This is a genomic window from Pseudomonas sp. PDM05, assembly GCF_014851685.1.
GTDB lineage: Bacteria > Pseudomonadota > Gammaproteobacteria > Pseudomonadales > Pseudomonadaceae > Aquipseudomonas.
On record NZ_JACVAC010000001.1, the window covers coordinates 110071 to 134289 of the forward strand.

A 24219-nucleotide genomic window follows, 5' to 3' on the forward strand; every position below is an offset into this window, starting at 1 on the left:
CGTTCCATTCAGGGTGTCCGGGCCTTTCTCGACAGTTAAAGAATGTGTTTCTGGCGAGACCAGAACGCTGACTTCTCAGGCTATACACAAAGTATTTCTCTCACCTATATATCGCCGATCGCCAAAACACCCTGTTTATGCCCTTAGGGGATAGTCAATGCGAAAAGTCCGCTAATGGCCGAAAGCAGCCGCTACTTACAGGCTACAGACCAGAGCTGATTCAGCTTCGTCGTATAACTCTGGCTCATCATATCGCGGCGCATGCCCCAATCAGGATGTGCGGGTACACCGGCCAAGCGAAGCGTCCCTCTACCCCACCGCTCATTGATCTGGTCCAGAACTGTCATAACCCTAGTCGCCTCTGTGGACTGTGACGTAGCAAACAAATCATCGGTGTACTCACCTGGCTGGCAGAGATTCAGCAACATCACCTCAGCCTTGCTGTACTTAAAACCTGGTCGAAATATCCGATCAAGCGCACCTACCGCCGCTAGAGTCAGCAGCCGCACGTCGTCGGTGGGATATGGCATATCAACCACGACCCCATTGGCATACTTAGCCTCCTCCGGATTGAACATGCCAGTACGGATACACACGCGCACCTTCTTGCAAAGCGAGTTCTGAGCGCGGAGCTTCTCAGAGGCACGCATCATGTAGGTGGCCACCGCCTCCTTGATGGGCCGCAGCTCTGTCAGCCTCATACCGAACATGCGGCTGCAGCAGATCTCCTGCTTTGGCGGATCCGGCTCATCCAGCTCCAAGCAAGGCGTGCCGCCCAACTCTCTAGCTGTCTTCTCGATCACAACGCTGAACTTCTTACGGAGTGTCCACGGATCGGCCTTAGCCAGGTCCATAGCCGACTTGATACCCATGGCATCAAGATGGAGTTTCATCTTGCGGCCAACGCCCCAAACTTCCGCCACGTCCGTATTGCGTAGCACCCAGTCACGCTTAACCGGATCGGTGATGTTGACCACCCCGCCGGTTTGAGACTGCAGGCGCTTCGCGGTATGGTTTGCCAGCTTCGCCAAGGTCTTTGTGTGGGCGATACCAATTCCGACCGGGATGCCTGTGCAGCGAAGCACCTGGGCACGAATCTGTCGGCCCAATGCATCCAATCCACCGATACCCGTCAAGTCGGCAAACGCCTCGTCGATGCTGTACACCTCAACTGCCGGCACCATCGCCTCGATCAGGCTCATCACGCGCTCGCTCATGTCGCCGTACAGCGCATAATTCGAGGAGAACGGCACAATCCCGTGCTCCTTGAGCTTGTGCTTGATCTGGAAATACGGCTCGCCCATTTTGATGAACGGCTTGGCATCGTAGCTACGGGCGATGACACAGCCATCGTTGTTGCTCAGCACCACGATGGGCACCTTCGCAAGATCAGGCCGGAATACTCGCTCGCAACTGGCGTAGAAACTGTTGCAGTCGATCAGTGCAAAGGTCGGCTCTGGCTTAGACATGGCTGCGCACTGTGCTGGTGATCACGCCCCAGATCGACAGCTCGTCGCCTTCGAGAACGTAGCGCGCTGGGAATTTGGGGTTCTCGGAAAGCAGTACCACCTCCTGGCCGCGCTTACATAGGCGCTTGCACACGGGCTCATTGTTGAGTAATGCCACCACCACATGCCCGTGGATCGGCTCGAGGGCACGATCCACCACGGCGAGGTCTCCATCGAAAATCCCGACGCCTTGCATACTTTCACCAGTGATAGCTACCAAGTACACATGAGGCGCACGGATGTTCAAAACCTCATCCAGCGAGATGTGCTGCTCAATGTGATCCGCTGCCGGCGATGGAAAGCCGGCCGGAACCTGGAACGAGCACAAAGGCAGCTTCGCGCCGACTTCAGCGATGGGACCTAAAATGGTAAAGCTCATGGCGCGACCTTTTACAAATACTGTACGAATGTACAGTTAACTTTGCGGAACGCTTGCGGTCAATTTTTCTGTAGGGGATTTCGACAAGCGGAGAGGTGCGTATGTGTGGGCGATTCGTGCAGTACGAAGGGATGGCGATTTTTATCGAAGAGCTAAACCCACAGATAGAGCTGTTCAGTGGGTACGACGCCGTGCCGATCAACCGCTACAACGTCGCTCCAACGACACGAGTGCAAGTGCTTCACACCGCAGAGAATGGCCTGCATATCGATGCAGTCAAATGGGGATGGGCGCCGTTCTGGGCCAAGGGCAAACGCCCCGATCCGATCAACGCCCGCGTGGAGACGGTCACTACGGGCAAGTTTTTCAAGCAACTCTGGCCGAATGGCCGAGCCGTGGTGCCGAGTGAAGGTTGGTATGAGTGGGTCAAAGATCCCGACGATCCGAAGAAGAAACAGCCTTACTTCATTCGCCTGAAAAGTCAGAAACCCATGTTTTTCGGGGCGCTCGCCCAAGTGAGCCTTGGCCTGGAGCCCACCGAAGGAGACGGATTCGTGATCATCACCGCCGCCAGCGACCAAGGGATGTTGCACATCCATGATCGCAAGCCTTTGGTGCTGACGCCTGAGCATGCCAGGGAGTGGCTGGATCCAGGACTTGCGCCAGAGCGCGCTCAAGAAATAGCCACTGAGTGCTGCCAGCCAACCGAGGATTTTGAGTGGTATGCCGTTGGCAAAGAGGTAGGGAACGTGAAACATCAGGGAGCCGAGCTACTGCTCCCATTTTCATCAGAGGATGATTAACCCTGTAAGTGCTGCTCGAGCAGCTGAGCGGCCGCCGGGAAACCTACCCAGGTTGCGTTGTGATCAAGCCCACGACCAGCCAACACAACAGCAGCCAATTCGTTAAGGTCAATATCTCCTCGCGAGGCAGCCGCAAGAAGCTGCGAGGGCAGGACATTCAAATGGTGGGAGGCAGTTTCCATGGGGTTCATCCTTCGTTTGCGTGACCACAGTAACGCTCGACCATAAACACATAGCAAGCCAATCAGATCGAACATGGCGACCATCAAAACAGCCCCCCTAATGCGGCTGGCTCCCAGTTCATGATCACCAACTCCCCACTGACATCGGCCCTTCCCTGCCGCTGGTTGGTAGTGCTGTAGCGAATATCAACGGTTTCAAAATGGAAACCGTCAAAGACCTGCCGAATGTCCGGGTGATCATTGATGCTGACCATGACCTTGCCTTTGCAGCGACGCATAAAGTCAGCCATGCGCTCGTAATTCTCAAAGGGAAAATCCACGCCATACCCGGCGGTCTGCCAGTAGGGTGGGTCCATGTAGTGGAAGGTATGGGCACGGTCGTAGCGCTCAGCACAAGCAAGCCAGGGTAGGTTTTCAACGTAGGTGCCGGACAACCGCTGCCAAGCTGCAGACAGGTTTTCTTCGATCCGCAGCAGGTTGATTGCCGGTCCAGTCGTCGCGGTGCCGAAAGTCTGCCCTGTCACCTTGCCGGCAAAGGCATGGTGCTGCAGATAAAAGAACCGGGCGGCGCGCTGGATGTCGGTCAGGGTTTCAGGACGGGTCATCTTCTGCCACTCGAACACCTGCCGAGAACTGAGCGCCCATTTGAACTGGCGCACGAATTCTTCCAGGTGGTTCTGCACCACGCGGTACAGCGTAACCAGGTCGCCATTGATGTCGTTGAGGACTTCAACCGGCGCGGCCTGGGGACGCATGAAGTACAGCGCAGCTCCGCCCGCAAAGACTTCGACATAGCATTCGTGAGGTGGGAAGAGCGGGATAAGGCGGTCGGCCAGGCGGCGTTTGCCGCCCATCCAAGGGATGATGGGTGTGGACATATAAAAGCAAGACCTTTGCTGTATGGATAAACAGTGCTAGGCTCGCTCCGCTTTGTGCACGAAGCAGGAGCCTTGGCTGGACTTGCAGGAACGATCTGCGGGAAAAGCGGCCAGGAAGGATGTTGACGCATCCTCTCCAGCCGCTCCTTTTACTTGTCGATGAGAGATTTTTACTAAGGCACCTATCCTCCCTAAACATGGTTGTGACGGGTGTATCCTGTATGTATCAGCCTGACATCCATTCAAGACACAGGTAGAATCGCCGCGCCATCACGGGTATGAAAGCTCGTGAAATAGGACCCAGCGCCCAGAGAGTGCGCCAAACGGACGGATCTACACTTGCTCAACAACATCCAGCTTCTACGATTCATTGCGGCCGCTCTTGTCGTGGTCGCTCACGGTGCCATTGCGCCTTTCGGTCTTCCCGCTGAGTTTTACAACACTGGACGATTTGGCGTAGATGTATTCTTTGTTATCAGTGGCTTTATCATCCCCTATATTTTATTTGGAGGATCGCACACTGAAATCTCTAAGGTAAAACTTTCAGGCTGGGATTTTTTTATCCGTCGGCTAGCCAGAATATGGCCCATGTACTTTATTGTTACCTTATTAGTTTTCGTCTGCGTTTATATAGTCGGCAGTGGCTGGTTCAAACCCAACCCTGATTTAGCCTTTGCGTTCAGCTCCGCAAAGCTAAATATGCGATTATTGTTGGAGTCATTGACCTTCACTCATTCGTTTGTGGCCCCGACACTCAATGTTGGATGGACGCTTCAGTTTGAGTTTATGTTCTATACAATCATAGCAATATTGCTGATTGTAGGTGTCAAGCGCTTGGAAAGCTTTGTCATTTCCACCGCAGCCATTATGCTAATTTCCTACTTCATCCTGAATTCAGCTGCAAAGCCATATCTAGACTGGATCGCCCCGGTCAAACTTATCGGCTCATCAATGATGTTTGAGTTTCTATTTGGGCTTGTTCTTTATCGAATTCACTCTGCTGGAGTTCATCTAGCGCGCATTCCTTCTATCATTATTCTAGCGACTGCAATTCCGCTACTGCTCGTGATTCAGTTAAACAATCTGATTCCAGGCTTGAACGGACAAGTTTTCTATAGACCTATTGTTTGGGGGAGCCTAGCCTTCCTGATGGTATGGGCAGCACTGAGCCTGGAAGGTATATACACACCTCCAAAATTTTTGGTACTTCTCGGTGACGCGTCTTATAGCCTATACCTAATTCATTGGATACTGATGCCGTGGGTTGCGCACTTTTTCGACACGCTCGGGCTATATAGCTTGGGGGTTGTCTTTTTCTATGTCGTCTACTTCGCCATCTGTCAGGGTGCCGCTATTGCCCTACACCTGTATGTTGAAAAACCTCTCAACACAGCAATCAGAAAGCACATCCGCTGAACCAACGGCCTGGATGTCTTCCAGGCCGATACCAGGCGACTTTAGGTCATCAGATCATCCTGGCTCAGGGTACTAGAGATCTGATGTACGCCTGGCAAGCACGCAGTGCGATCAATCCTTGATCGCCGGCATCGGTGATTCCGATAATTCGTTGAGCATGCGCTGGGTTAAGTTGGGCTCTTGTGGGGCCATGAACCATGCAGCCGGTGGCGGTGGTGGCTGGCACTGCACAGCTGCCGGTGGCTTCGGTGGCGGCGAGAACGACTGACAGCCGCAGATCAGCAGTAGCCAGGCGATCACGCAGACGAGCCTGCTTCGTTTGCTCATCGGTCAACTCCTTGTAGTGGGTTTCATCGTTGTTGTGCAGGCGCTGCTCCAAGGCGAAGCGCTTGTCCTGCTCTTTGCGTTGCAGGGCGGCGGCGGCTTGGGATAACTCGCCGAGGGTGTCGGCATGGAGCCGGGCCTGGTGCTCCAGCTGCTTGCCGTAGCGCCAGTCTTGGGCGGCCCAGGCCAGGGCAGCAGATCCGGCGGCCAACATCACCAGCAGCAGGCCGACCGCCGCAATCCGATATTGCGTGGGGATCAGGTCGAAGAGACGCATAACACCGCCCTCGCCCTGGCCCACAGTTGCAGCCGATCCTCCAAGCCGTTGAGGCCGCCGTTGATCCGCCGGGTGATGGTGTTGAATTGCTCTTGATCCGCGAGCGCGTTTAATCCGTTTATCGACCAAAACCACGCGGCCGACTCAGCGGCCCATTGCGGCAGTTCGAGCAGTTCCGGCGTGCACAGCAATCGCTCATCGCCGAACAGCGCCAGGCTGCAGCGCAGGTAATTGTCGTGGCCGGTGATCTGGATCAGCCCGCGACCGCGATAGCGTTGGCCGTCGCCATCGGCTGCCGGCGTGTTTCCCAGCTTGGCAGCCAGCGGGCCGGTGTCGTACTTGCTGAGGTACTGATCGCCGCCCAGTTCACGCACGTATTGCAGCTGGCCTGACTCGTGGCCGATCTGGGCGAGGAACGCTGCCTGCCGCTTCGGCGTATCGATCTTGCGGTTGGTCATGGCCGCGTTGAGCGCGGATACAAAAACGCCCGCTTGGCGGCGGGCGTTGGGCATGATGCGTTGGAGTTGTTGCTCGGTAATGGACATCGCTTTTTCCCAGACAAAAAAATACCGCTCGATGGCGGCGGGTGGTGAAGCAGGTACGGCCCGTTACAGCTCCAGGACTTTGACCTCCTTGGACTTCTTCTTTTTATTGCCGGCCGCCTTGGCCTTGCCCTTCTTCCCTGCATTGCATTCGACCGTGGTGCTCCAGCCGGACTGGGTGAACACCTGCTCCACGGAATCGACCAGGAACTCTCCGTCCAAGCCGTCCTTGAAGCCTTGCGCGTTGATCTGCCGTTCTGCAAACAGGTCCGTGCGCCCCACCATCTCCAGCCGCACCTCAGCGGTCGAGCGGTTGAACGCGGCGAGCCGGGCCTTCACCGCTTGCTCGGCGGCGGATTTGTTCGGGTGGATATGGCGGTCGGTGTGAACCGGCGGCAAACCGGCAGGCGCGTCATCGTTGTCCAGGGTCAGGTTGACCAGCTCGCCGGTTTTCTTGTCCTGGTACTTGGCCTTGACGGCCTTCTGAGTGGTGCGGTCGGGGAAGCGGAATTGCCAACGGCTGACGTCGCTGCGCCGGAGAGTGATCGCCGGCAGGCTCTTGCCGCTGGCGGTCTGGCCGCTTTGGCGAGGCAGCACCAGCAGCTTGCTGTCGGCGACCTTGGCTGTGCAGTCGTAGCCTTTGGCGAGCCGGGTGATGAAGTTGTAGTCCGATTCGTTCAACTGGTCGGCACGAGGTATGACCGTGGCAACCGAGCATTCGGGTTTCCAACCATTACGCGCAGCAATGTCGCTGACGATCTTGGACAGCGGAACGTTTTCCCAGCTACCGCTGCGGGTGGTCTTGCCGCTGCCGCGCATATCGCTGGCCTTGCCGCGAATGACTAGGGTTTCGGGCGGGCCGGAAACCTCGACGTCGTCGACGGTGTAACGGCCCACGCGCGCCAGTGCCTTGCTGTCGTAGCCGAGGTAAACCTCGATCCCGGCTCCCTTTTTGGGGAGCGCGACGGCGCCGTCACGGTCATCGATACGCAACTCGAATTCGTCCGACTCCATGCCGGGCTTATCGAGAGTGCGCAGCAATAACAGGCGGTCGTTGATCAGGGCAGTGATGTCTGCCCCATCCGCGACAATTCGAAACGTGGGTTTCATGGTTGGCCCTCAAGATTCAATCCCACAACTGCACCTGCTCGACCGTCGACTGCTCGATGTCGGGGAAGGTAATCAGCAGCCCGGTACGCAACGGTTGCGGCTCATCCGCCAGCAACCGATTGGCAGCCAGCACCGACTCGACCGTGCCGTTGAGATGCCCGTAATGCTGGTAACACAGGGTGTCGAGCAGGTCGCCGTCAGACGTTCTGCATATCATCGCCATAGCGCGTGAACTCCAAACTAAAGGTTTGCTTGCGCGGGATCCCGCCAGCCAGCAGCGCGCCCTGCTCTTCCTCCAGGCTACGCAAGCACCAGGTGCCCAGCACAAAGCCGTAGCCGGTGGTCAGGTTCAAAGGCAGCAATTTGGCACCGATGGAGCGCAAGACGTCGAGTTGCTTGAGCCCGCCCTTGAACGCAGGAAAGATCGCGCCCTTGAGGCTGAGCTTTTCTTCCCCCATCCCCACGGCCTGCTGCGCCGGCCGACGACTGAGTCGCTCTTGCGAGGCCCAGCGAAACTCCGTCTGCCGGCGAAGTTCGTCGAACGCAGCCGTGTCCAGATTGAAGTAGAACGGCTGCGCGTTGGTTTGCAGCGGCTGCAGGATCAGCAGATGCGGGAAGGGTTTGACCGCTTCAGCCATCGGCGTGGCATTGGGCGCCAGGGCGCTGGTGGGCAAGATGTTCGCCAACCGGGGATCGACCTTTCCGGCAACCTGGTTGATTGCCGTCCCGGCGCGATAGGCTTGTTCCTTGAGCGTGCCCATACGTTCATCGATGCCTGACAGCGCGCGAGTCGCTTTGTTGTAGGTTGCCAGCACCGTGCCGACCTTGGATTGCGCAGCACCGATCCCGCGCATGACACGCTGCAGCCTTGCCCCGACCTCAGGTGGAACGCCCGGCAGGCTGGCGATCTCATCGGCTGCGCCGGAGATCTCGCTGATCGCGCCATCCACCGGGCCGATCATGTCGTCAATGCTGTGCCGGCCAGCCTCCCCGGCCTTCACCAGGGATTTGAAGCCGGCATGCAATTGGTCCATATAAGTCATCGCTCCCCCCTAAACATGTGGAGCATCGAACAGATTGCGCCGCGCCTGCTCCCGGCTGAACTCCTCAAACAACTGACGCAGGTGCGGCATCATTTCCTGCGCCAGTTGCCGTGGATCCTTGACGTCTCCCTGCACCGTGACACCCACGGTCGGGGAGAATTGCCATTGCTGATCAATCCGAGGGGGCTCCTGCTTCGCGGCAAGCCCAGCACTGAGCAAGGCGGGAGCAACCGCCGCTGCCGGGGCAGACGCCAACGAACGCGATACGTCCCCTAGGGCTGGCCCAGGTGTGGCAGGCGCCCTGAGCATCAATGGACCTGCCGGCAGCGGCGGCGCCATCTGCGCCAAGCGCGGCATTGGAACCGCACCAGGTGGCGGCAACCGCAACGGCGAAGGCTGAACTGGCAACACCAATCGCTCGGCCGGCGAGTCCGGCCCGCCGAATGCAGCCTTGCCGACTGCACTGCCCAGCTCACCGCCGCCCCAGCTACCAAGGAAGCCGCCGATCAATCCACCGACCACGGTGCCGATCACCGGGACAACAGAACCAATCGCAGCCCCAGCTGCTGCACCGGCCAATGTCCCGGCCAACGTGCCAGCGGCATTGCCATAACCCTCGGCCTTTTCGTCGCGGGTTTCGGCGTTCTGATACGTGTCAGCGGCAATCAACCCGGCCTCGATCAGCGCCATGGGCGCACCGACCTTAGCGAAACCAAGCCCCTTGCCCATCATCGCCTTGGGTGCAAATCGGCTAGCCGTCGCACCAATCGGCGCGGCCGCCGCAGCAGCGCTACCAACAGCCCCACGACCACCGCGACCACGCTTGCCCTTGCCCCGCCGCCGCTTGCCATCCCCGACATCAACCCCACCAGCACCGCCGGAAGGGTTGGTGACGAACACCCGCTGGATCACATTCGGGTTACCCATCAGCGAACCACGGGCCACATTCACCAAGCCCTTGCCAATCTTGATCGCATTGATCGCAGCACCCAGTCCGACCACACCAGCGGCCAGCACCGTCGCCCCGCTGATTACCGTTGGAAACTTGCCAGCCAACTCCCCAAGCCCATACGCTACCTTCGCCAACCCATCCGCAGCCAGGTCAGTCAAAGGCCGCACCGCATCACCAATCCTCGTCATCGACGATTCAATGCCAGCAGTCGCCGTCGCCCACTTCCTGTTGGACGTCTCCCGCGCCTTCGCGGCATCCGCTTCGATCTTGGCCTTGCCATCCGTGCCCTTGATCACCGACATATCAGCCTTGATCTTGTCGCCATATTTGATCTGCGCGAGCAAACCCGCACTGGCACTCTGATCGCTGACAATCGTCGCCAACCCCGCAGCCTCGGTCAGCGCGACCATGGCCTGCGCTTCCTCCGCGCTACCATCCACCGAGCCCTTGATCTTGGCCTTCAGCGCCTCGATCTTCTTGGCCTTGGCCGGATCCTGTTTCTTGATCAACTGCTCGCTGAGCATGATGAACGCATCGACCGGGTTCGCCGCCTTGCCGCTTTTTGTCGCGGCGAGGATCGAGCCGGCCAGGTCATAACCTTCCTTGGCGAACCGCTCCTGGCTGGTGCTACTGATCACTGCGTTGAGCAGGTTGTTCATGTTGGTGGCCGCAGCCGCCGCGTCCTGGGTTTGCGAGAACTGCGATTGCAGGCTGGCACCGAGGAAGCGCACCGCCTCGGGGCCTTCCATGCCCAGGCGCTTGATGTTGCCGAGCATGGCCGGCAGGTACTTGGCCATCTCCTTGGGGCCGAACGCGCCGATGTCACCAGCGGCGGCCACCTGCCCCAGCGAGGCGGCCATGTCAGCCTGCTTTACCCCGGCCTCCTTGAAGGCGTTGATCAGCGTGGCGATGGTTTCGGGCTCCATGCCCTGGCCGTCGATCAAGTCGGCGATCTGCCCGGCGTAACCGGCGGCCACGTCCCAATCAACGCCTTTTTCGATCAAGGCGCCGACCGACTTCGCCAACAGTTGCTGGCTGATGCCCTTTTCTGACGCGACCTTGCTGATGCTTGCTGCAAGCTTGGCCTCATCGCCGGTGCCGGCGGTGTGCGCCCACAACGACATCTGCCGGATCTGCGCCTGGTAATCGCCGGAGACCTTGGTCGGGATCGCCAACGATGCCGTGAGCGCCGCCGCTTTGCCGAGGGAATTCTTCATCCCCTCCTTGCCCTGCTGGATCTGCGTGTGCCCCAGCGCCTTGAGTTCGGCGCCCCGCGCTACCTGGCCGAGGGCCTGGTATTCCTTGCGCAACTTGCCGACTTCAATGCCCTGCTCTTTCAGGGTTTTGAGGTTGCCCTCCAGCTTTCGCAGCAGGTCACCGGCCGAGGCTGAACCGGTGTCGTGGGCTTTTTTCCATTCGTCGCGCAGGCGGATCGTGTCGCCGATGGTGCTTTGCAGCACGCGGGTCTTGGTGCCGGTTTCGCCGAGTTTCTTGATGCGGCCTTCAACGTCCTTGAAGGCGGCGCCGACCGTGGAGCTGACGACGCCGCCGATGACCAGGCCGAGCGCCAGGTTGTTTGCCATGAGAACACTCCAGGCAGGGATGCGGGGCTCAGTCCGTGAGCCACCAGATCATCGTGGAAAAGGGCATGGTCTCGATTTCGTTGGCGGCGAACGAATACTGCGTCGCCAAACGCTTCGCGACCTGTCGCTGCAGGGAGGCGCTAAACCCCGTCATCCTGCACCAGGCGAAAGTAGGCGGCTTGCAGCCGCTGATAGTCCGTCAGCTTGAGCCCCTCCAGATCCTTGGTGTTGGAGTCGGAAAGGTTGGCAAGCAGGATGGTGTCACGCTGATCGTCGTCACCATTGGAGGCAGAGGTCGCGGCACGCACATCGCGCACGGTGGGTGCACGCAACATCAGGCGGTCGAGCTTGATGTCGTTGACGTCATACGCCTTGGACAGCGTGACCACTGCGCCATCGGGGCCAACGACCAGCCAAGTCGGCTTGGCTCCCTTGTCTTCAGGCAAATCGGCATCCATCAGCAACCGCGAATAGCCGGACTGTACGCGGGCATAGTCGGTAAGTTTGAGTCCGTCGATGTCCGTGGTGCCGGCATCCGCCAGGGATGCGAACAACGTCACCTCGCACAGAACGGCGTCGTCGCCACCGATTGCGTCGGAGGCGCGGACCTCACGCAAGGTCGGGGCGCGCAGAGTCAACTGGTCGACCTTTACTCCGTTAACATCGCTGGGGCGCGTCAACGTGATGGTCGCGCTATCCGCCTCGACGGTGAGCCAGGACGGCAGTTTTTTCAGTGCTTTCATGAAAGCTATTTCCCTTTACAGGCCCAGGTCGCGACGAACGCTGGCAAGTTGATCGACGCCGTTGATAACCCGGACGCAGTTGATTGGATCGATTTCGTACATCAGGCGGCCCGCGACTTCGAGCTTGTAATAGCTGACCGCCACGGCGTACTTGAACTCCCCGGCCTCGCCGGCTTTCCAGTCGCCCGGATCAATCTCTTTGAGCATGCCGCGTACAGTGGCGATCACTGCCGTGGTCGCGCCTTTGTACTCCTTGAAGGAACCACGGAACACCGCGTTGAACGCGGTCTGATCGGCCAGACCGTAAAACTTCATGGCCTCCGGACGCGCACCTTTGCCGGAGAAACTGGCTTCCAGTTTCTCCATGCCTTGGTCCATCTCCACCGGGGCGTCCATGCCACCAGCGCGATGCTCTTCGGTTTTCAAGGTGAGCTTGGGGAGCGTCACACTGGTCATCTCCCCATTGAATGCAACGCCGTCGATATGGGCGTTCATGTTGTAGAGCGTTTGCGGAACCATCGGCGGCTCTCCTTTATGCGTTGGTGTCGAGGACTTCGGTCAGCCACTGGTTGGTGACCTCGACCCGGAAGTTGGGGTTTTCTGCCGGCGGCACGTCGGTAAAGCGGATGTTCCAGTACACCTTGCCCTGCTCCAGCTGGCTTGCCGTGTTCAACGTGGGGTCGGCGAACACCTCGAAGTTGATTACCGCGCCCTGGTTTTTCAGGTCACGCATGAACGCCTGGAGACCATTGGTGACGTCGCTGACATAGGTCTTGGTGATCGAGCGGTCGACCGCCCATTTGTGGCCGTAAAGGATCGCGTCCATCACGATGTCCATGGTCCGCACGCGGGTGACGAACGCCCACTTCGGATCGCTGGAACAGGTGCGGTTGCCCCACAGGCGGTAGCCGTCATCGCGGATGATCGTGGTGATCTGCGCGTTGTTGAGCAGGTTGGCCCGGCAGGTTTCGTCGCCGTCAAGGAACTCAATGGGGCGACCAGTGCCGGTGAGGCCGACGAACTCTTTGTTCGACGGCGAGGCCCAGAAGCCATACTCCGAATCGGTCCAGGCAAAGAGCCCGGCGACCCAAGCGGAACTCGGCGCATCGATGGTGGCGCTGAGTGCCGTGTCCCAGTACTGCACGCCCGGATCGACCAGAAACACGCGCTTGCTGCCGAAGTTTTCGCGGTACTCCATCGCGGCTTCGTCGGTGGTGTTGGGGCCGTCGATAATTGCCATGGCCCGCAGCTTGTCGCTCAACGCCACCAAGGCCGTGGCGACGGGCAAGGTCGCCGTGTGTTTGGGCGCAGCCAGCAAACGCGGCTGCGCGTTGAAGCGACTCTTGCCGTCGAGCAGTGCCTGCATGCCGGTACGGGTGCCGTTCGCCAGCACGCCGCCGATGATGGCTGAAGTCTGCGCTGCGGCGTCCTCCACCTTCGCCACACCACAGGCGACGATCACCGCTTTGGCGCGAACGTAGATCGCCTTGATAGCCTGGGTGATGGCCGCATCTGCGCCCCAGGCGGCGACGGCTTCGCTTTCGCGGGTGATCAGCATCAGTTGGTTGGGCAAGGCACTGGCAGCGGGGCCGGGGATGAAGGTGTCGCAAAGGCCGATGATCGACGACGACGGCACGGCGATAGGCCGCGAGCCGGTGTCGACGTTGGTCACGGTGACGCCGTGAAAAAATCCACCTGCATTACTCATGGTTGAACTCCAGAAACGAGAAAGCCCCGCATAAGCGAGGCCGTGGGATGGTTCGGGTTACGTGCAACGGGTAAGAAAACGCCCCGTCAGTGTGGGGCGCTATTCGGTTTGATCGGCGATCCAGGCAGGCGCTGGTGGACGATGCTCATGGCTCGGAAAATCCGGAGATTGAGGCCATTCACGCAGAGCCTGTCGATACGTCAGAAGCTCCGCGAATTGCTCAGTAGTCAGCGTCGTAGGCCGATCAAGGCCCTGCTCGTCACGATGTCGCGTGACCAGCCACTCGGTTGAGGCGACTGCCTGATTACGCCACTCGCGCTCAAACTCAGAGGGCAGTTGCCCATCGTCGACCACTGCCTTCGGCCGCTGGGTCAGCTCCCCGAATTCGCTGAGGTGCCACACACAACTATTGTCCTGCGTCACTTCGTACCAGCGATGATCATCGATCTGGACGGCGTTCGGAAGTATCTCATGCACGCCCTTGATCAACTGAGTGACCACTTCGCGGGCGTCATTTAGAACTAAGTATTTAGCCATGGGACCTCTCAGTAACCGAAGCAGAAAAAGAAATAGACGTTGGCTGCCGCCGAAGAGTCGGCCGAGTAGTGCGGCCGGTTAGTGATTGAAATTGAACTCAACGTGGTTCCGACGGTGGCTGAATTGTTCCCCGTGCCGACTCGAAACGCACCTGGCAATACCGCCGAGGCAGGGAAAGCGATCGGATAGTTAAACGACACGATCGAGCCACTGGGGATTGAGGTCGTCATCCCCCACTGGATGATAAACCCCCCCATCCACGTTGGTAGAACAATGGCGCCATTGGTGCCTTTGATAAGCTGAAAGCCAAAGCGCATCTTCTTTGCCGTAACGGCCTTTGCATCATCGGCTCCCGCATTGACCTCGTCCTGGGTGGCAAGCTGCACAACGCCCAATACGCCTTCTTGCGCGGCCTGCCACAACGCCGTCAAACGCGCGGCTAATGTCGCCGGTGTGACGATCGTTGTAGTCTCCGTTCCAGTGTTTACAGCTGACTGAGCCGCGATTCGGGCAATGCCGGCGACAGACGCCGTAGCCTGCACAACCTTTGCAGCGATGGCCTGCCAGACGCGCAAGGCCGTCATCGGCTTGGTTGTATCCGAACCTTGCTCAGCCTCAGTCTGGCTCGCAGAGATAATTCCATAGCCAGATAGAGTAGTGGGCGCGCCCGTCAGCGCAGAAAATGGCACAGAGTACAAACCCGCACCATTGCCGGTGATGGTGCCACCGATTTCGACCGCGCCGTCCGACTTAATGCGAATGCCCGGCCCAGTGAACCAAGGGTCAGTTCCAAGCCCAATATATGCAACCTTGAAGGCCCCATCCGCACCGCCGTAAAACCCTACCCCCCCCTTAGCCGAAGAGGACGTTCCAGCGAACAGACCGACGGCCCAAGAGGCAGTGCTTCCAGGCGCGGCATAGAGCCTGCTGTTCTCCGTCATCTGAACATTGCCGTACAGAACGCCGCCAGTGTTTGGTAGCGCGTCGGTGATCCCGTGGCCGGCCAGCGTTGTCGGGTTTGTACCTGCGATTACGCGGCCGTACTTGTCGACGGTAAGTTTGTTGTAGGAGCCAGCAACAACCCCGGTGCGACCCGCCGCCATGTCAAAGGACAGCGGGGTCGTACCAAGAACAATAGGCGCGTCAGTCACCAACTGCCAAACGCTGTCGCCGTTGACGGTGCCTGTTTCAACGCTCACGAACAGGCCAGGCGTTACCTCGATACTGGTGTCTGCGTCCAGGGCGCGCTTCCACACGCCCGCTGCGGGAACCACATACAGGCCGTTGTCCTTGGCCTGGGTCTGATTCTTTACCAACACTCGCGAGCCGGCGGACAGCAACACTCCGTCAATTGTCTGTAGGCCGCTCAGCACAATGTTTTCCGTGGTCGCGACCAGTACCGAATGTTTGAAGTCCAGCTTTGCCAGTGCCTCGATAACAGAGGTATCAACATACTCACGGGTTGCCAGCACGACGCTGGGGTCGATTTTCAGCTCAATGTTGGCCGAGCTGCTGACGATCAAGTTGATCCGGATTATTTGGGTCCGGCCTGAGCCTTGGGCAAGCAGCGATTTGTACGTTGGTGCACAGTTGGCGACCGCGACCATGTCGCCGTCCGCGTCATACAGCGCAAGCTCCCGCACCCACCAACCGCCTACGCTCTCGGGGATGATCTGCTCGGCGATGATCACATTAGCGTTGGCCGGATCTACCTTCACCTGGTTCAACGGTGCACGTCGGCGCTCATTGATCAGTTTGGTTTGTGTGCGACTGGGGATAGGGTCGGTGCCGTTGGCATCACCCACGGCCATCTGGGCCAAGATCAAGGACGTACCGAGGGCTGTAGCGTTCGCCAACTTGGCTTCGCCGATGGCAGTGAGGATCGCGAAGAACTGCGTGTTTTGGTCAGTCATGAGTAGATGTCCATCGTGTCGATATGGTGTTCGCAGCCACCGACGCGGTATACGCCGCTGACGTCTATGTCGCGCTGAGTCGGTGGGTAAACGCTGAGTTCGTCGCCCTCGTACACGCTGGCTCCGATAAACACGGTGCCGGCGGTTTCCAGGCTGATCGCCAGGCCGGTCAAGCGCCGACTGACGGGCTTGGCGTCGTCGATCAGGCGCTCCAGTTCCAGGTACATCTCTTCGGTGATGCCGGTGTCCAGCACGCCGACCTTCAAGGCGAAGGTGCCGGGGACGCCTTGGGGATTGGTCTGCCACCACTCGATGACATCGATCAGATACCCGAGCGGTTCAACCACCCGTCGCAGGGCGCCGATGGTGCCCTTGTGTGCATGCACGTAAAACGCGGAACGGATAGCCGAGCGCTTGACGGCTTCCGACCATTTGTTGTCCCAGCGGTCGACCGACCAGGTCCAGGCCAACCAAGGCAACAACTGCGCCGGGCAGGTGTCCGGGTTGTACAGCGTGCGCAACGGGATCTTGGTCTTTTCAGCGAATGCGGCTTCAACAGCGCGCTCCAGCTGCGTGCTGTTAAGGGGTAACAAGCTATTCATGTCATCCCCCAAGAACCACATCGAAGCCGGTGCAATACGCCGCCTGGTATTTGGTCGGTTTCAGGTCGACCCAGTTTTTCAGCTCGACCCTGCCCACACCGCTGATGTGCAGTTGGGCGTCGATACCAGAGCGAGCGACTTCCAGCGCCAGCCGTTTGCGCGGGTTAACCCAGGAGGCAAGACGTTTTTTGGCTTCGGCCAGGATCGCGTCATTTTCCGGCCCGGCGCCGATCATGTGCAGCACGGCGTCGATCCGATACTCCAGGATCTGCGCGCTCTGCACGGTGAGGCGGTCGCCCAGCGGGCGGATGTCGTCGTCACTGAGCTTGGCGTACACCTGATCCAGCAACGGCTGATCCGCCTGACCACTGCCGATCAGGCTGAGCACCGTCACTACCACGACGGCCGGTGATGGGCTTTCCGCCGTGGCGTCAGCCACCAACGCCGACGCGTTGCGTGCGTGGAAAATGTAGCTGTTACGCGGGCCGGCCGTGGTCAGCCCTTCGTACACCAGCTGGATTCGCTCGCGCAGCGCGTCGTCCGATTCCCGCACCTCTTCGACCGGCGGCACCGCCAGCAGGTTGGCCGGTTGAATGACCAGGCGCTGCAGCTTGACGTTGCCCGCGAGCTGATCGAGGTCTTCCTTTTCCGCGTAGGCCAGCAGCAAGGCCTTGGCCGCATCGTTGACCCGCGCTCGGTTCTGCATCTTGCCGTAGGCACCCAGCTCCACCAGCTTGACCACGGGGTCGCTCTCCAGCGCCGCCGACCAGTTGTCGCCCATGAACCCGCGAAACGCCGCAAGCCCTTCGTCGTACAGCGCTTCGTAGTCCAGGGTCTCCAGCACCTGCGGCGCCGGCAACGCCGATAAATCCACCGTGCTCATGCCGACACCTCCAACAACAGGCTTTCGCCCTGATATTCGCCGGTCAGCTTGAAGTCGATGCGGCCACCGACGATGGCGACGACCTGCACCTGTTCCAGTTTCAGCCGCGGCTCCCAGCGACCCAGCGAGCGGGCCACCTCGGCCTGGACAGCGCTTTTCCAACCGCCGTTGACCGGCAGGTCGACGAAGCGCCGGATCTGGCTGCCGTACTCAGGTCGCATCCGTCGACTGCCCACGGGCGTGGCGAGAATGTCCTCGATGGACTGCCGGAGATGGTCGAGCCCGGACAGCGGTTTGCCGGTGCGGCGATCCATTCCGATCATCGGGGTTACTCCTGTACCAGTTCCGGGTGAGCCTTGAGGAACGCGAGCTGCTCGTCGGTGGTGGCCGTCACGTGGGCCTTGGTCACCGCCAGGGTGCTGCCATCGGGCAGGATCAGGGTGCGCGAGGTGAAGAGCGTGTCGCGGAAAACGCGGCTGAGCACCTGCTCATCCTGGGTGTCGGATTTGGTCTTGCTCATGAACGGAGGCTCCTAAAACGAAAAACCCGCTCAAGGCGGGTATGGGTCAGTGTTTGTGGTTCGCCGTGTTGCCACCGGCATCGATGACCTTGCCGGCACTGTTGATGTCGCCGGTCGTGTTCAACGTGCTGTTGATCTGGGTCGCGCCGTCGATGGTGACCACGCCCACCAGGTGGATCTGGCCCGACGCCAACCGCATGCTGTCCGGCGTTATCTCCAGCACCGAGTCACCGACCTTGACCGTGACGTTGCCCGCTGGCAGATCGATGGTGTAGCTGTGTGCCGCCCAGTCGTAGACCAGCGACCCACCGTCATCGAAACGCCAGACCTCCACATGGTCGCGGTTGTCGGGTTGCGCGCCGGCATTGCCGTACAGACCGGCGATGAATGTACCCATCGCCGCCTCACCACTGGGGCTGATCAGTGCGCCCTGCTCGCCCAGGCTCGGCGCCCGCCATTGGCGCGCTTTACCAGCGGCCTGGCTGTGCCAGCGCACCCAGGCGCTGGTCCAGTCGCCCGACTTCACGCGCACCATGGCGGCGGGCAGATCCACCGCCACGACCACGCAGGGCATCACCGTGGAAGCGATCATCCGATCATGTTGCGCCGTGGCGTAGCTCATTCCAGATCCTCCGGTTTGATCTGCCCAACGCCCGGCCCCAGGTCGATGACCAAGGTGCCCGGCGGTTCATCCGGCCACGGCCATTCCTCAACGCCCAGGTAGACCGTCTGATCCCACTCCACCAGCCAGACGAAATAGCCATCCAGCTCGGGCTTGGTCCAGTCCTGGGTGGAGCGCATGAACTGCGCGCAATCCACCTCAAGGCCCCAGCTCTGCCCGCGTAAAAGCACGGCCAGTTGGGAGGCCAACTGCACCGCCTGACGTTGCGGATCCACACTGATGGAGTCGACGACAATCCGCGCTTCGAACTTGCAGGTGAGCGCGGTTTCACCCGTGCCGAGATCCTGCGCGGGCTCCATCTCGGCCATCTCCAGCAGCACCACGGGTGTGGGGAGGCTGGTGTCTGCCGACAAGTCCGGCCAGAACGAAACGCCCTGAAGGCCCGGCAACTGCTCCTGCAGGCGCTGCTCGATGGCCTCATACAAACGGTCGAGGCTGAAAGGTTGATCAGACACGGGCGGTCCCCTTGAGGTACTTCTGCAGTTCAAAGTTGAGTTCTTGCTTGAGGATCTCCAGCAAGCGCTCATCGGCCTGTTTCACCCAGTTGTCGAAGTGCGGCCGCACCTGCTCCAGCGAGACCTTGGCTTTCGCCAGCGGGAAGCGGTTGTCGCTTTCCGCGATGAAGCCGGAACTGCGTCGGCCTTGCGTACTGCCGGGGTAGTCGGCGGCGTCGAAGTGCTTGCTCGACGTGCGGATCCAGATGTCCGGACTGCCGCCATACACCTGCTTGAAGAACGCGCCCTGGTAACGCCGCCCCGCTACCGAAACCCCGGCGCGGGTTTGCCGAGCCTTGCCGATCCTGCTGGCTTCGATGGCGTTGACGCCAAACCACAACTTGCCGCGCATCGCCCCGCCGCTGACCGGGTACGCCCGCAGGCGTTGCCGGACGGCGCCGATGGCGATGCGCTCCTGCTTGCCCACAGCGCGAGCGATGTGAGTGCGCAGCCAGCCAAGCGTCTTGTTGATCGCACGCCGTTGCGCCGCTGCCGCTGCCTTGGGCACCAACTGCCCGAACTCGCGCAACGCCTGGGAGTGCACCGCTGACGGCTGGATGTTGAGCATCCCGCTGTCGCGGGTCTGATGTACGTAGCTGCCGATGCTCATGGGCGCTTCCTCAGGATCAGGGCTACCAGGCCGTTGCCGTTGGGTTCCAGTTGCAGCAGGTCGTAGTCACCGCCGCCGTCCAGGGCTGGCACATCGACCGTGACCCGCAGACCTCTGCTCAGACCTTCCGAATCCTTCACGCGAATTTCGAAGCGTGGCTCGCGGATGGCGGTCTGGACCTTGCCGAACGCCGGTTGCTTCCACGGTGCCGAGAACATGCCCAGCACCGGCTCGGCGCGGCCTTCGATCAAGGCGCTGTCGCCGAGGGTTTCAAACACCACGTCGTCGATGTCGTCGATCAGGTCGCGGAAGGCCACGGTCACATCTCCAGCAGGATCTGCGCCCGAGGTCGTGTGCACAGGTGCAGCGGGTTGGACTGCGCCTCACCGGCCACACCCTTGCCGAACTGCATTGGCTCGATCTTGCTGTAGTACGGGATGCCCTGGGTGTTGACCGTTTCCATGTAGTCAGCCGGTGCGAAGCACGAGATGTACAGGTCTGGCACGCCTTCGGGGATCAGCAGCGCCTTGTCGTCGTGGACGAACGAAACACCCGCCACCTTGCCGCGATAGCGCTCCCAGACGATCCCGCCGAACTCGAAGCTTTCACGCGCATCGCCACGGAGCGCAGCGGCTTGCATGGTGTTGAGGTAGGTGTCTTTGACCGATTTGTGGACGATCAGCTTGTTCCAGAAGTTTTTGCCGCACAGACCACGGGAACCGCTGCTGGTGACGCTACCAAGCGCCTCCTCTTGCATATCCAGCGCTTCGCCGCATTTGACCCGCAGCTCGGTGTCTGGACTGTTCAAGCCCATCGGTAGCTTCTGGCGATTCACACCGAAGGATTTATAAATATCCAACAGGACTGTCTTGCCATCGGCGTCCAGCACTTGCCCGTTCAGAGCGCCCATGCGCTGGAACTCGTGGGTCGCATCCAACTGACGGCGAGCTTTCGCCAAACGCTTGTTGACCACATCCTGCACCGCCTGCAACTCGGTGCGCGTACCGAAGGCGCGGATACCCTGGATCTCATCGGCCTTGATGGTGAAGCGTTCCGGCAAGTGCACGGTGTTGAAAGGGATCAGCGTACGCTTGGTCGCGCCGACCACTAGGCCGGACGTACCACGCTCACCCGCCGGCACCAGGGCCAGGGTGTCGCCGTCCTTCTCGATCTGCACGGTCAGGGTGCTGATGCCCTCTTCGCGGAACAGGCCCAGGCTGCTGATGCGGCCCGGCAGGTATTCCTGGTCATTGATTGCAGCAGTCAACGAGGAGACGCTGAACGCATCGTCTTCAAAAATGGCGATCTCGGCCATGGGGGTACTCTCCAGAAACGAAAAATCCCGCACGCGGCGGGATGGATAAACGGGGATGAGCGTCTTAGCGGACGATCAGGAAATTCGCGGCCAGGGCCTTTTCGGCGGCGAGGTCGAGGCCGGTCAGGTGTGCTTCGCTGACCTCCGCCAAGCGCACCACGGCGCGACCGCGACGGACGACATCCGACTCGCCGAGCGGCCCGTACAGGATCGCGACGGCGTTTTCGGTGCCGTCTTCGGCGGTCGGCTGGTACGGGGCAAACTCGCTGGTGGCGGTGATCAGGCCGAGGATCTGGCCCGGTTCAAGCGCTGCACCGGCCGCGACGTTGATCGCCTCGCGAGAAATATTGCCAGCGCCCTCGGACAGCAGGAACTCACCTGCGTGCATCGATTCGGTTTTCATGCTCTTGCTCCTTTCGAAGATCCGTTCTGCGCCGCCTGACGGGTGGTCCAGATCAAGTGGGTATCAACCTGCTTGGCCTTGACCTTGGGTACAGGGTCGTCGTCCAGTGGCAGGCTGTTGTTGATTTCAAAGCCGCCGCCGCTGCCGACCAGCTTGTCGAACAGCCGCGCACGCACGGCGGCTTCGTCGAGGCCGGCCGTGATGAATTCGCCGGTCAGCTCTGGCAGCCGGGCAGCCACACAGAGACCGTGCAGCGCTTTGGCATTGGTCAGTGCGGCCTGGATCACCGCTTCACTTTCAAGCTTGGTGACAGCGAGCAGCGGATCCACCAGGTTGCTGATGCCCGCTGCTGCACAACCTTGCGTGACCATCAGCGCGAGTTTTGCCGCGTCCAGCACCGGGGCCGGATCGGGCTCCGGTAGCTCGACGTCAGGCTCTTCATCGAGCTGGGCGAGCAATTCAGGCGGGGCATGCTGGAAACGCTGCAACACGCTGCCCTGGCCGAGACAGGCGCTGACCTTGAGGCCGTCGCCCACTTCATCGGCCAAGCCCAACGCCACCGCCTCGTTGGCCGTGAGCCAGGTTTCAGCGTTGACCATGCGTCGCAGTTCGGTTTCGTCGATGTCCGGCGCCTTGGCTTTGTAGGCTGCGATGATCGCTTCCAGGGTCTGGTCCAGCACATCCGCGACGCGGCGGAAGTCTTCGGCATCGCCGCCGGTAAAGGTGTAGGGGTTGTGGATCATCAGCATGGCGTTGGCCGCGATCACCACGCGGTGAGCGCCACACACCGCGACACTGGCCGCGCTGGCTGCCAGGGCATCAATGCGGCCGGTGCAGCGCTCGCCCAGGCGCGACAGCGCGTTGTGGATCGCCAGGCCGTCGAACAGGTCACCGCCGATGCTGTTGAACGCAACGATCACCGGCGACACGCCGTCATCCATGGCGCGCAGATCCTGTACGAACTGATTGGCGGTGACGCCCCAGGCGCCGATCTCGCCATACACGAAGATCTCGATGTCGCGCTGCTCGGCTTCGCCGCTGGCCTGGAGCGTGTACCAGCTTTTGTCCGCGACGGTGACCTGCTTGCCAGCCTTGTCATAAACGCGAGGTTTGGCTTTTTTGCTCATGGTAGTTCCTTGTCATCAATCGTCTCGATGGCATCAAGAGTCGTGTAGTTGAGGCCGAGGCCAGTCGCCCTGACGAGATCGGCGGCGTTTTCCGTGTCGACCGTTTCCGCGTCGTAGCCGGTGCGCAACACCATCTCGCTGCGTGAGGCGAAGCCCGCTTGCACTTCCATCCGCCGCGCTTGTACGTCCTGCACCGGCTGGATGTAGGCCCAGCCTTGCGGCACCCAACGTGTGCGCAGGTACTCGCGTCGACGTTGCGCGTAGTCCGACAGCACCAGAGCGCCAGACAGCACCGCCATGTCCATCCAGGCAGCTCGCACCGGGCGACACAGCTGATGCACGTACACGCCGAATTGCAGCTGCTCCAGGCGGCGCCGGAACTCGTTGAGCACCACACGCAGCGCCCGGTCGTTGACCTCCCGCATGTCGCCGGTGAGGATCTCGTAAGGCGTGCCCGAACCCGCCGCCGCAGCCATCAGCTGCTGACGCATGAAGTCCGGGTAGTTGTTGCCGGCGTCCGGTGGTTTGGAGAACTCCACCTCTTCACCTGGCCCCAGCTCCTGCATGGTGCCGGGTTCCAGGGCGACCATCGGCGTGAAGCCGTCGCGGTCGGTGGTCAGTAGCTGCCCAGTGACAGGATCGCGTGGCGTTTGCCCGCTGTCCGGCGCCGGGCGCTTGATGAAGCCCGCGAACAGATTCGCCACTTCCTGGCGGAACAGCACCGCGTCGTCGTAGTTGTCCAGACTGCGCAGGCGCTTCAACACTGGGGCCAGACGCGGCACACCGCGCAACTGGCCCGGCTCCATCGGTTCGAAGATATGCAGCACCTGCGCTGCCGGCACACGCACCAACTGGTTGTAACCGGCATTCAGCGACGACGAATCGCGGGGATGCGACAGATACATCCAATACGCCACACGCTTGCCGGCCGGGTTGAACTCGATCCCGGCGCGGATCACGTTGCCATTTTTGGCCGTTTCGAATTTGTCGTGAGGGACAAACTCAGGAGCCAGCGCCTGCAGCTGCAGCGGCACCGCCAAACCTTCGCTCGGGCTGCGTGGCCGCAATCGCACAAAGCACTCACCGGCCGTTTCAACGGTGCGCGCCACCAGGGCCTGCATGCCGTAGAAGTCGGTCAGCTCATCGGCGTCCGCTTCGTCTACCCAGTCATCCCACAGCTGCTGCTTGAGCTTGCGCAGCGCCGCGTCGTCCGTGGTCGGCCTGGGCGTGATGCCGGTGCCGATCAGGTTGCTGACGCGCTTGTCGATGACGTTGAACGCATACGGATCATTGCGCACTGCCGCCCGCGAGCGCGCCCGCAGGTTACGCAGGGCCGGGGTGTTGATGCTGTTGATGCCGTTGTCGGTGGCCTCCCAACTGGCCGAACGCCGGCCCTCCCCGGCGCCTTCATAACTGGCCTTGATGTTCGACGGCAGCAAGAATCCATTACGGGTCAGCGTCGGATAATGTCGAGCCATTAGAGTCCCTTGCCTACGTGGGTAAGCCGAACCACGCGAGAGCGCGGCCCGGCGGCTTGGCTCAGCGAGGTGCGGATCTCGTCGCGGGCCTTGAGCAGTTCGTCGATGGAGCGGTACTCCACCGTGCGGTCGCTGTAGCGCACGGTCTTTTCACCGCGTGCGATGGCGCGCTCGATGGCTTCGAGGTGCTTTTGGGTAAACGACATA

The 24219-nt window shown here is 60.5% G+C and carries 30 protein-coding genes and 1 pseudogene; 2 read left to right on the top strand and 29 right to left on the bottom strand.

Annotated elements, in window-relative coordinates; all coding sequences use genetic code 11:
* Positions 1-191: 191 nt before the first annotated feature.
* Together umuC and IB241_RS00495 are read right to left on the bottom strand one after the other, a co-directional pair.
* Positions 192-1469, bottom strand: a complete 1278-nt coding sequence (gene umuC / locus IB241_RS00490; protein ID WP_192296477.1) for a translesion error-prone DNA polymerase V subunit UmuC — start codon at positions 1467-1469, stop codon at positions 192-194.
* Positions 1462-1887: a LexA family protein gene (locus tag IB241_RS00495; protein ID WP_192296478.1), complete on the bottom strand. Its 426-nt coding sequence runs from the start codon at positions 1885-1887 to the stop codon at positions 1462-1464. Before IB241_RS00495 ends, umuC begins: the two co-directional genes overlap by 8 nt.
* Before the next feature lie 101 nt (positions 1888-1988).
* On the opposite strand from IB241_RS00495, the gene IB241_RS00500 reads away from it, so the two are divergent.
* A complete protein-coding gene (locus tag IB241_RS00500; RefSeq protein ID WP_192296479.1) occupies positions 1989-2690 on the top strand; it encodes an SOS response-associated peptidase family protein in 702 nt (233 codons plus the stop codon).
* Here IB241_RS00500 and IB241_RS00505 read toward each other — a convergent pair.
* Both IB241_RS00505 and IB241_RS00510 read right to left on the bottom strand, forming a co-directional pair.
* The gene (locus IB241_RS00505) at positions 2687-2872 is read right to left on the bottom strand and encodes a hypothetical protein (protein ID WP_192296480.1); all 186 of its coding nucleotides are present in this window, start codon (positions 2870-2872) and stop codon (positions 2687-2689) included. The genes IB241_RS00500 and IB241_RS00505 overlap by 4 nt on opposite strands.
* An 83-nt stretch (positions 2873-2955) precedes the next feature.
* Positions 2956-3750, bottom strand: coding sequence for a DNA adenine methylase (locus tag IB241_RS00510; RefSeq protein WP_192296481.1), 795 nt, complete (start codon positions 3748-3750; stop codon positions 2956-2958).
* A gap of 339 nt (positions 3751-4089) precedes the next feature.
* Here IB241_RS00510 and IB241_RS00515 point away from each other — a divergent pair, with 339 nt between their 5' ends.
* Positions 4090-5166, top strand: coding sequence for an acyltransferase family protein (locus IB241_RS00515; RefSeq protein ID WP_192296482.1), 1077 nt, complete (start codon positions 4090-4092; stop codon positions 5164-5166).
* A gap of 64 nt (positions 5167-5230) precedes the next feature.
* Here the strand turns inward: IB241_RS00515 and IB241_RS00520 are convergent, their stop codons facing one another.
* From IB241_RS00520 to IB241_RS00635, 25 genes and pseudogenes are all read right to left on the bottom strand, one after another.
* Positions 5231-5767 (bottom strand): lysis system i-spanin subunit Rz, encoded by a 537-nt coding sequence (locus IB241_RS00520; protein ID WP_192296483.1) that lies wholly within the window; start codon positions 5765-5767, stop codon positions 5231-5233.
* Positions 5749-6312 carry a glycoside hydrolase family 19 protein gene (locus IB241_RS00525; RefSeq protein WP_192296484.1) on the bottom strand — a complete coding sequence of 188 codons (564 nt, stop codon included), beginning with the start codon at positions 6310-6312 and terminating at the stop codon, positions 5749-5751. Before IB241_RS00525 ends, IB241_RS00520 begins: the two co-directional genes overlap by 19 nt.
* 63 nt (positions 6313-6375) lie before the next feature.
* Positions 6376-7419 (bottom strand): phage late control D family protein, encoded by a 1044-nt coding sequence (locus IB241_RS00530; RefSeq protein WP_192296485.1) that lies wholly within the window; start codon positions 7417-7419, stop codon positions 6376-6378.
* A gap of 16 nt (positions 7420-7435) precedes the next feature.
* Positions 7436-7642 (bottom strand): tail protein X, encoded by a 207-nt coding sequence (locus tag IB241_RS00535; protein ID WP_192296486.1) that lies wholly within the window; start codon positions 7640-7642, stop codon positions 7436-7438.
* Entirely contained in the window at positions 7617-8462 is an 846-nt protein-coding gene (locus IB241_RS00540) for a phage tail protein (protein ID WP_192296487.1), read from the bottom strand. Before IB241_RS00540 ends, IB241_RS00535 begins: the two co-directional genes overlap by 26 nt.
* Before the next feature lie 9 nt (positions 8463-8471).
* Positions 8472-10997 (bottom strand): phage tail tape measure protein, encoded by a 2526-nt coding sequence (locus IB241_RS00545; RefSeq protein WP_192296488.1) that lies wholly within the window; start codon positions 10995-10997, stop codon positions 8472-8474.
* 140 nt (positions 10998-11137) lie between these two features.
* Positions 11138-11455 (bottom strand): phage tail assembly protein, encoded by a 318-nt coding sequence (locus IB241_RS27445; RefSeq protein WP_225595217.1) that lies wholly within the window; start codon positions 11453-11455, stop codon positions 11138-11140.
* A gap of 12 nt (positions 11456-11467) precedes the next feature.
* A pseudogene (locus IB241_RS27450) lies at positions 11468-11740 on the bottom strand (phage tail assembly protein); the annotation flags it as partial.
* Between the two features lie 15 nt (positions 11741-11755).
* A complete protein-coding gene (locus IB241_RS00555; protein WP_192296490.1) occupies positions 11756-12259 on the bottom strand; it encodes a phage major tail tube protein in 504 nt (167 codons plus the stop codon).
* A gap of 13 nt (positions 12260-12272) precedes the next feature.
* Entirely contained in the window at positions 12273-13448 is a 1176-nt protein-coding gene (locus IB241_RS00560; RefSeq protein WP_192296491.1) for a phage tail sheath family protein, read from the bottom strand.
* A 99-nt stretch (positions 13449-13547) separates the two neighbouring features.
* A complete protein-coding gene (locus tag IB241_RS27455) occupies positions 13548-13985 on the bottom strand; it encodes a phage tail assembly chaperone (RefSeq protein WP_225595200.1) in 438 nt (145 codons plus the stop codon).
* 8 nt (positions 13986-13993) lie between these two features.
* Complete coding sequence (locus IB241_RS00570; RefSeq protein ID WP_192296492.1) at positions 13994-15898, bottom strand: phage tail protein; 1905 nt, start codon at positions 15896-15898, stop codon at positions 13994-13996.
* Positions 15895-16500, bottom strand: a complete 606-nt coding sequence (locus IB241_RS00575; protein WP_192296493.1) for a phage tail protein I — start codon at positions 16498-16500, stop codon at positions 15895-15897. The genes IB241_RS00570 and IB241_RS00575 overlap by 4 nt, the downstream gene beginning before the upstream one ends.
* A 1-nt stretch (position 16501) precedes the next feature.
* Positions 16502-17383 (bottom strand): baseplate J/gp47 family protein, encoded by an 882-nt coding sequence (locus IB241_RS00580; protein ID WP_192296494.1) that lies wholly within the window; start codon positions 17381-17383, stop codon positions 16502-16504.
* The gene (locus IB241_RS00585; protein WP_048729104.1) at positions 17380-17706 is read right to left on the bottom strand and encodes a GPW/gp25 family protein; all 327 of its coding nucleotides are present in this window, start codon (positions 17704-17706) and stop codon (positions 17380-17382) included. The genes IB241_RS00580 and IB241_RS00585 overlap by 4 nt, the downstream gene beginning before the upstream one ends.
* A 5-nt stretch (positions 17707-17711) precedes the next feature.
* Complete coding sequence (locus tag IB241_RS00590) at positions 17712-17903, bottom strand: hypothetical protein (RefSeq protein WP_192296495.1); 192 nt, start codon at positions 17901-17903, stop codon at positions 17712-17714.
* Between the two features lie 46 nt (positions 17904-17949).
* On the bottom strand, positions 17950-18525 hold the full coding sequence (locus IB241_RS00595; protein ID WP_192296496.1) for a phage baseplate assembly protein V: 576 nt from the start codon (positions 18523-18525) through the stop codon (positions 17950-17952).
* Complete coding sequence (locus tag IB241_RS00600) at positions 18522-19040, bottom strand: hypothetical protein (RefSeq protein WP_192296497.1); 519 nt, start codon at positions 19038-19040, stop codon at positions 18522-18524. The genes IB241_RS00595 and IB241_RS00600 overlap by 4 nt, the downstream gene beginning before the upstream one ends.
* Positions 19033-19689 (bottom strand): hypothetical protein, encoded by a 657-nt coding sequence (locus tag IB241_RS00605; protein ID WP_192296498.1) that lies wholly within the window; start codon positions 19687-19689, stop codon positions 19033-19035. The genes IB241_RS00600 and IB241_RS00605 overlap by 8 nt, the downstream gene beginning before the upstream one ends.
* Positions 19686-20006, bottom strand: a complete 321-nt coding sequence (locus IB241_RS00610) for a hypothetical protein (RefSeq protein ID WP_124527932.1) — start codon at positions 20004-20006, stop codon at positions 19686-19688. The genes IB241_RS00605 and IB241_RS00610 overlap by 4 nt, the downstream gene beginning before the upstream one ends.
* Before the next feature lie 2 nt (positions 20007-20008).
* Entirely contained in the window at positions 20009-21004 is a 996-nt protein-coding gene (locus IB241_RS00615; RefSeq protein WP_192296499.1) for a major capsid protein, read from the bottom strand.
* Between the two features lie 64 nt (positions 21005-21068).
* Positions 21069-21407 carry a head decoration protein gene (locus IB241_RS00620; protein ID WP_192296500.1) on the bottom strand — a complete coding sequence of 113 codons (339 nt, stop codon included), beginning with the start codon at positions 21405-21407 and terminating at the stop codon, positions 21069-21071.
* A complete protein-coding gene (locus IB241_RS00625) occupies positions 21404-22534 on the bottom strand; it encodes a head maturation protease, ClpP-related (RefSeq protein ID WP_192296501.1) in 1131 nt (376 codons plus the stop codon). Before IB241_RS00625 ends, IB241_RS00620 begins: the two co-directional genes overlap by 4 nt.
* Positions 22531-24012: a phage portal protein gene (locus tag IB241_RS00630; RefSeq protein ID WP_192296502.1), complete on the bottom strand. Its 1482-nt coding sequence runs from the start codon at positions 24010-24012 to the stop codon at positions 22531-22533. Before IB241_RS00630 ends, IB241_RS00625 begins: the two co-directional genes overlap by 4 nt.
* On the bottom strand, positions 24012-24218 hold the full coding sequence (locus tag IB241_RS00635; protein ID WP_192296503.1) for a phage head-tail joining protein: 207 nt from the start codon (positions 24216-24218) through the stop codon (positions 24012-24014). Before IB241_RS00635 ends, IB241_RS00630 begins: the two co-directional genes overlap by 1 nt.
* Position 24219 lies beyond the last annotated feature (1 nt).

Excerpts from the sequence above, each read along its gene's own strand:
- umuC (WP_192296477.1), bottom strand. The coding sequence starts at position 1,469 with ATGTCTAAGCCAGAGCCGACCTTTGCACTGATCGACTGCAACAGTTTC.
- IB241_RS00495 (WP_192296478.1), bottom strand. The coding sequence starts at position 1,887 with ATGAGCTTTACCATTTTAGGTCCCATCGCTGAAGTCGGCGCGAAGCTG.
- IB241_RS00500 (WP_192296479.1), top strand. The coding sequence starts at position 1,989 with ATGTGTGGGCGATTCGTGCAGTACGAAGGGATGGCGATTTTTATCGAA.
- IB241_RS00505 (WP_192296480.1), bottom strand. The coding sequence starts at position 2,872 with ATGGAAACTGCCTCCCACCATTTGAATGTCCTGCCCTCGCAGCTTCTT.
- IB241_RS00510 (WP_192296481.1), bottom strand. The coding sequence starts at position 3,750 with ATGTCCACACCCATCATCCCTTGGATGGGCGGCAAACGCCGCCTGGCC.
- IB241_RS00520 (WP_192296483.1), bottom strand. The coding sequence starts at position 5,767 with ATGCGTCTCTTCGACCTGATCCCCACGCAATATCGGATTGCGGCGGTC.
- IB241_RS00525 (WP_192296484.1), bottom strand. The coding sequence starts at position 6,312 with ATGTCCATTACCGAGCAACAACTCCAACGCATCATGCCCAACGCCCGC.
- IB241_RS00530 (WP_192296485.1), bottom strand. The coding sequence starts at position 7,419 with ATGAAACCCACGTTTCGAATTGTCGCGGATGGGGCAGACATCACTGCC.
- IB241_RS00535 (WP_192296486.1), bottom strand. The coding sequence starts at position 7,642 with ATGGCGATGATATGCAGAACGTCTGACGGCGACCTGCTCGACACCCTG.
- IB241_RS00540 (WP_192296487.1), bottom strand. The coding sequence starts at position 8,462 with ATGACTTATATGGACCAATTGCATGCCGGCTTCAAATCCCTGGTGAAG.
- IB241_RS00545 (WP_192296488.1), bottom strand. The coding sequence starts at position 10,997 with ATGGCAAACAACCTGGCGCTCGGCCTGGTCATCGGCGGCGTCGTCAGC.
- IB241_RS27445 (WP_225595217.1), bottom strand. The coding sequence starts at position 11,455 with ATGGATGCCGATTTGCCTGAAGACAAGGGAGCCAAGCCGACTTGGCTG.
- IB241_RS00555 (WP_192296490.1), bottom strand. The coding sequence starts at position 12,259 with ATGGTTCCGCAAACGCTCTACAACATGAACGCCCATATCGACGGCGTT.
- IB241_RS00560 (WP_192296491.1), bottom strand. The coding sequence starts at position 13,448 with ATGAGTAATGCAGGTGGATTTTTTCACGGCGTCACCGTGACCAACGTC.
- IB241_RS27455 (WP_225595200.1), bottom strand. The coding sequence starts at position 13,985 with ATGGCTAAATACTTAGTTCTAAATGACGCCCGCGAAGTGGTCACTCAG.
- IB241_RS00570 (WP_192296492.1), bottom strand. The coding sequence starts at position 15,898 with ATGACTGACCAAAACACGCAGTTCTTCGCGATCCTCACTGCCATCGGC.
- IB241_RS00575 (WP_192296493.1), bottom strand. The coding sequence starts at position 16,500 with ATGAATAGCTTGTTACCCCTTAACAGCACGCAGCTGGAGCGCGCTGTT.
- IB241_RS00580 (WP_192296494.1), bottom strand. The coding sequence starts at position 17,383 with ATGAGCACGGTGGATTTATCGGCGTTGCCGGCGCCGCAGGTGCTGGAG.
- IB241_RS00585 (WP_048729104.1), bottom strand. The coding sequence starts at position 17,706 with ATGATCGGAATGGATCGCCGCACCGGCAAACCGCTGTCCGGGCTCGAC.
- IB241_RS00590 (WP_192296495.1), bottom strand. The coding sequence starts at position 17,903 with ATGAGCAAGACCAAATCCGACACCCAGGATGAGCAGGTGCTCAGCCGC.
- IB241_RS00595 (WP_192296496.1), bottom strand. The coding sequence starts at position 18,525 with ATGAGCTACGCCACGGCGCAACATGATCGGATGATCGCTTCCACGGTG.
- IB241_RS00605 (WP_192296498.1), bottom strand. The coding sequence starts at position 19,689 with ATGAGCATCGGCAGCTACGTACATCAGACCCGCGACAGCGGGATGCTC.
- IB241_RS00615 (WP_192296499.1), bottom strand. The coding sequence starts at position 21,004 with ATGGCCGAGATCGCCATTTTTGAAGACGATGCGTTCAGCGTCTCCTCG.
- IB241_RS00620 (WP_192296500.1), bottom strand. The coding sequence starts at position 21,407 with ATGAAAACCGAATCGATGCACGCAGGTGAGTTCCTGCTGTCCGAGGGC.
- IB241_RS00625 (WP_192296501.1), bottom strand. The coding sequence starts at position 22,534 with ATGAGCAAAAAAGCCAAACCTCGCGTTTATGACAAGGCTGGCAAGCAG.
- IB241_RS00630 (WP_192296502.1), bottom strand. The coding sequence starts at position 24,012 with ATGGCTCGACATTATCCGACGCTGACCCGTAATGGATTCTTGCTGCCG.
- IB241_RS00635 (WP_192296503.1), bottom strand. The coding sequence starts at position 24,218 with ATGTCGTTTACCCAAAAGCACCTCGAAGCCATCGAGCGCGCCATCGCA.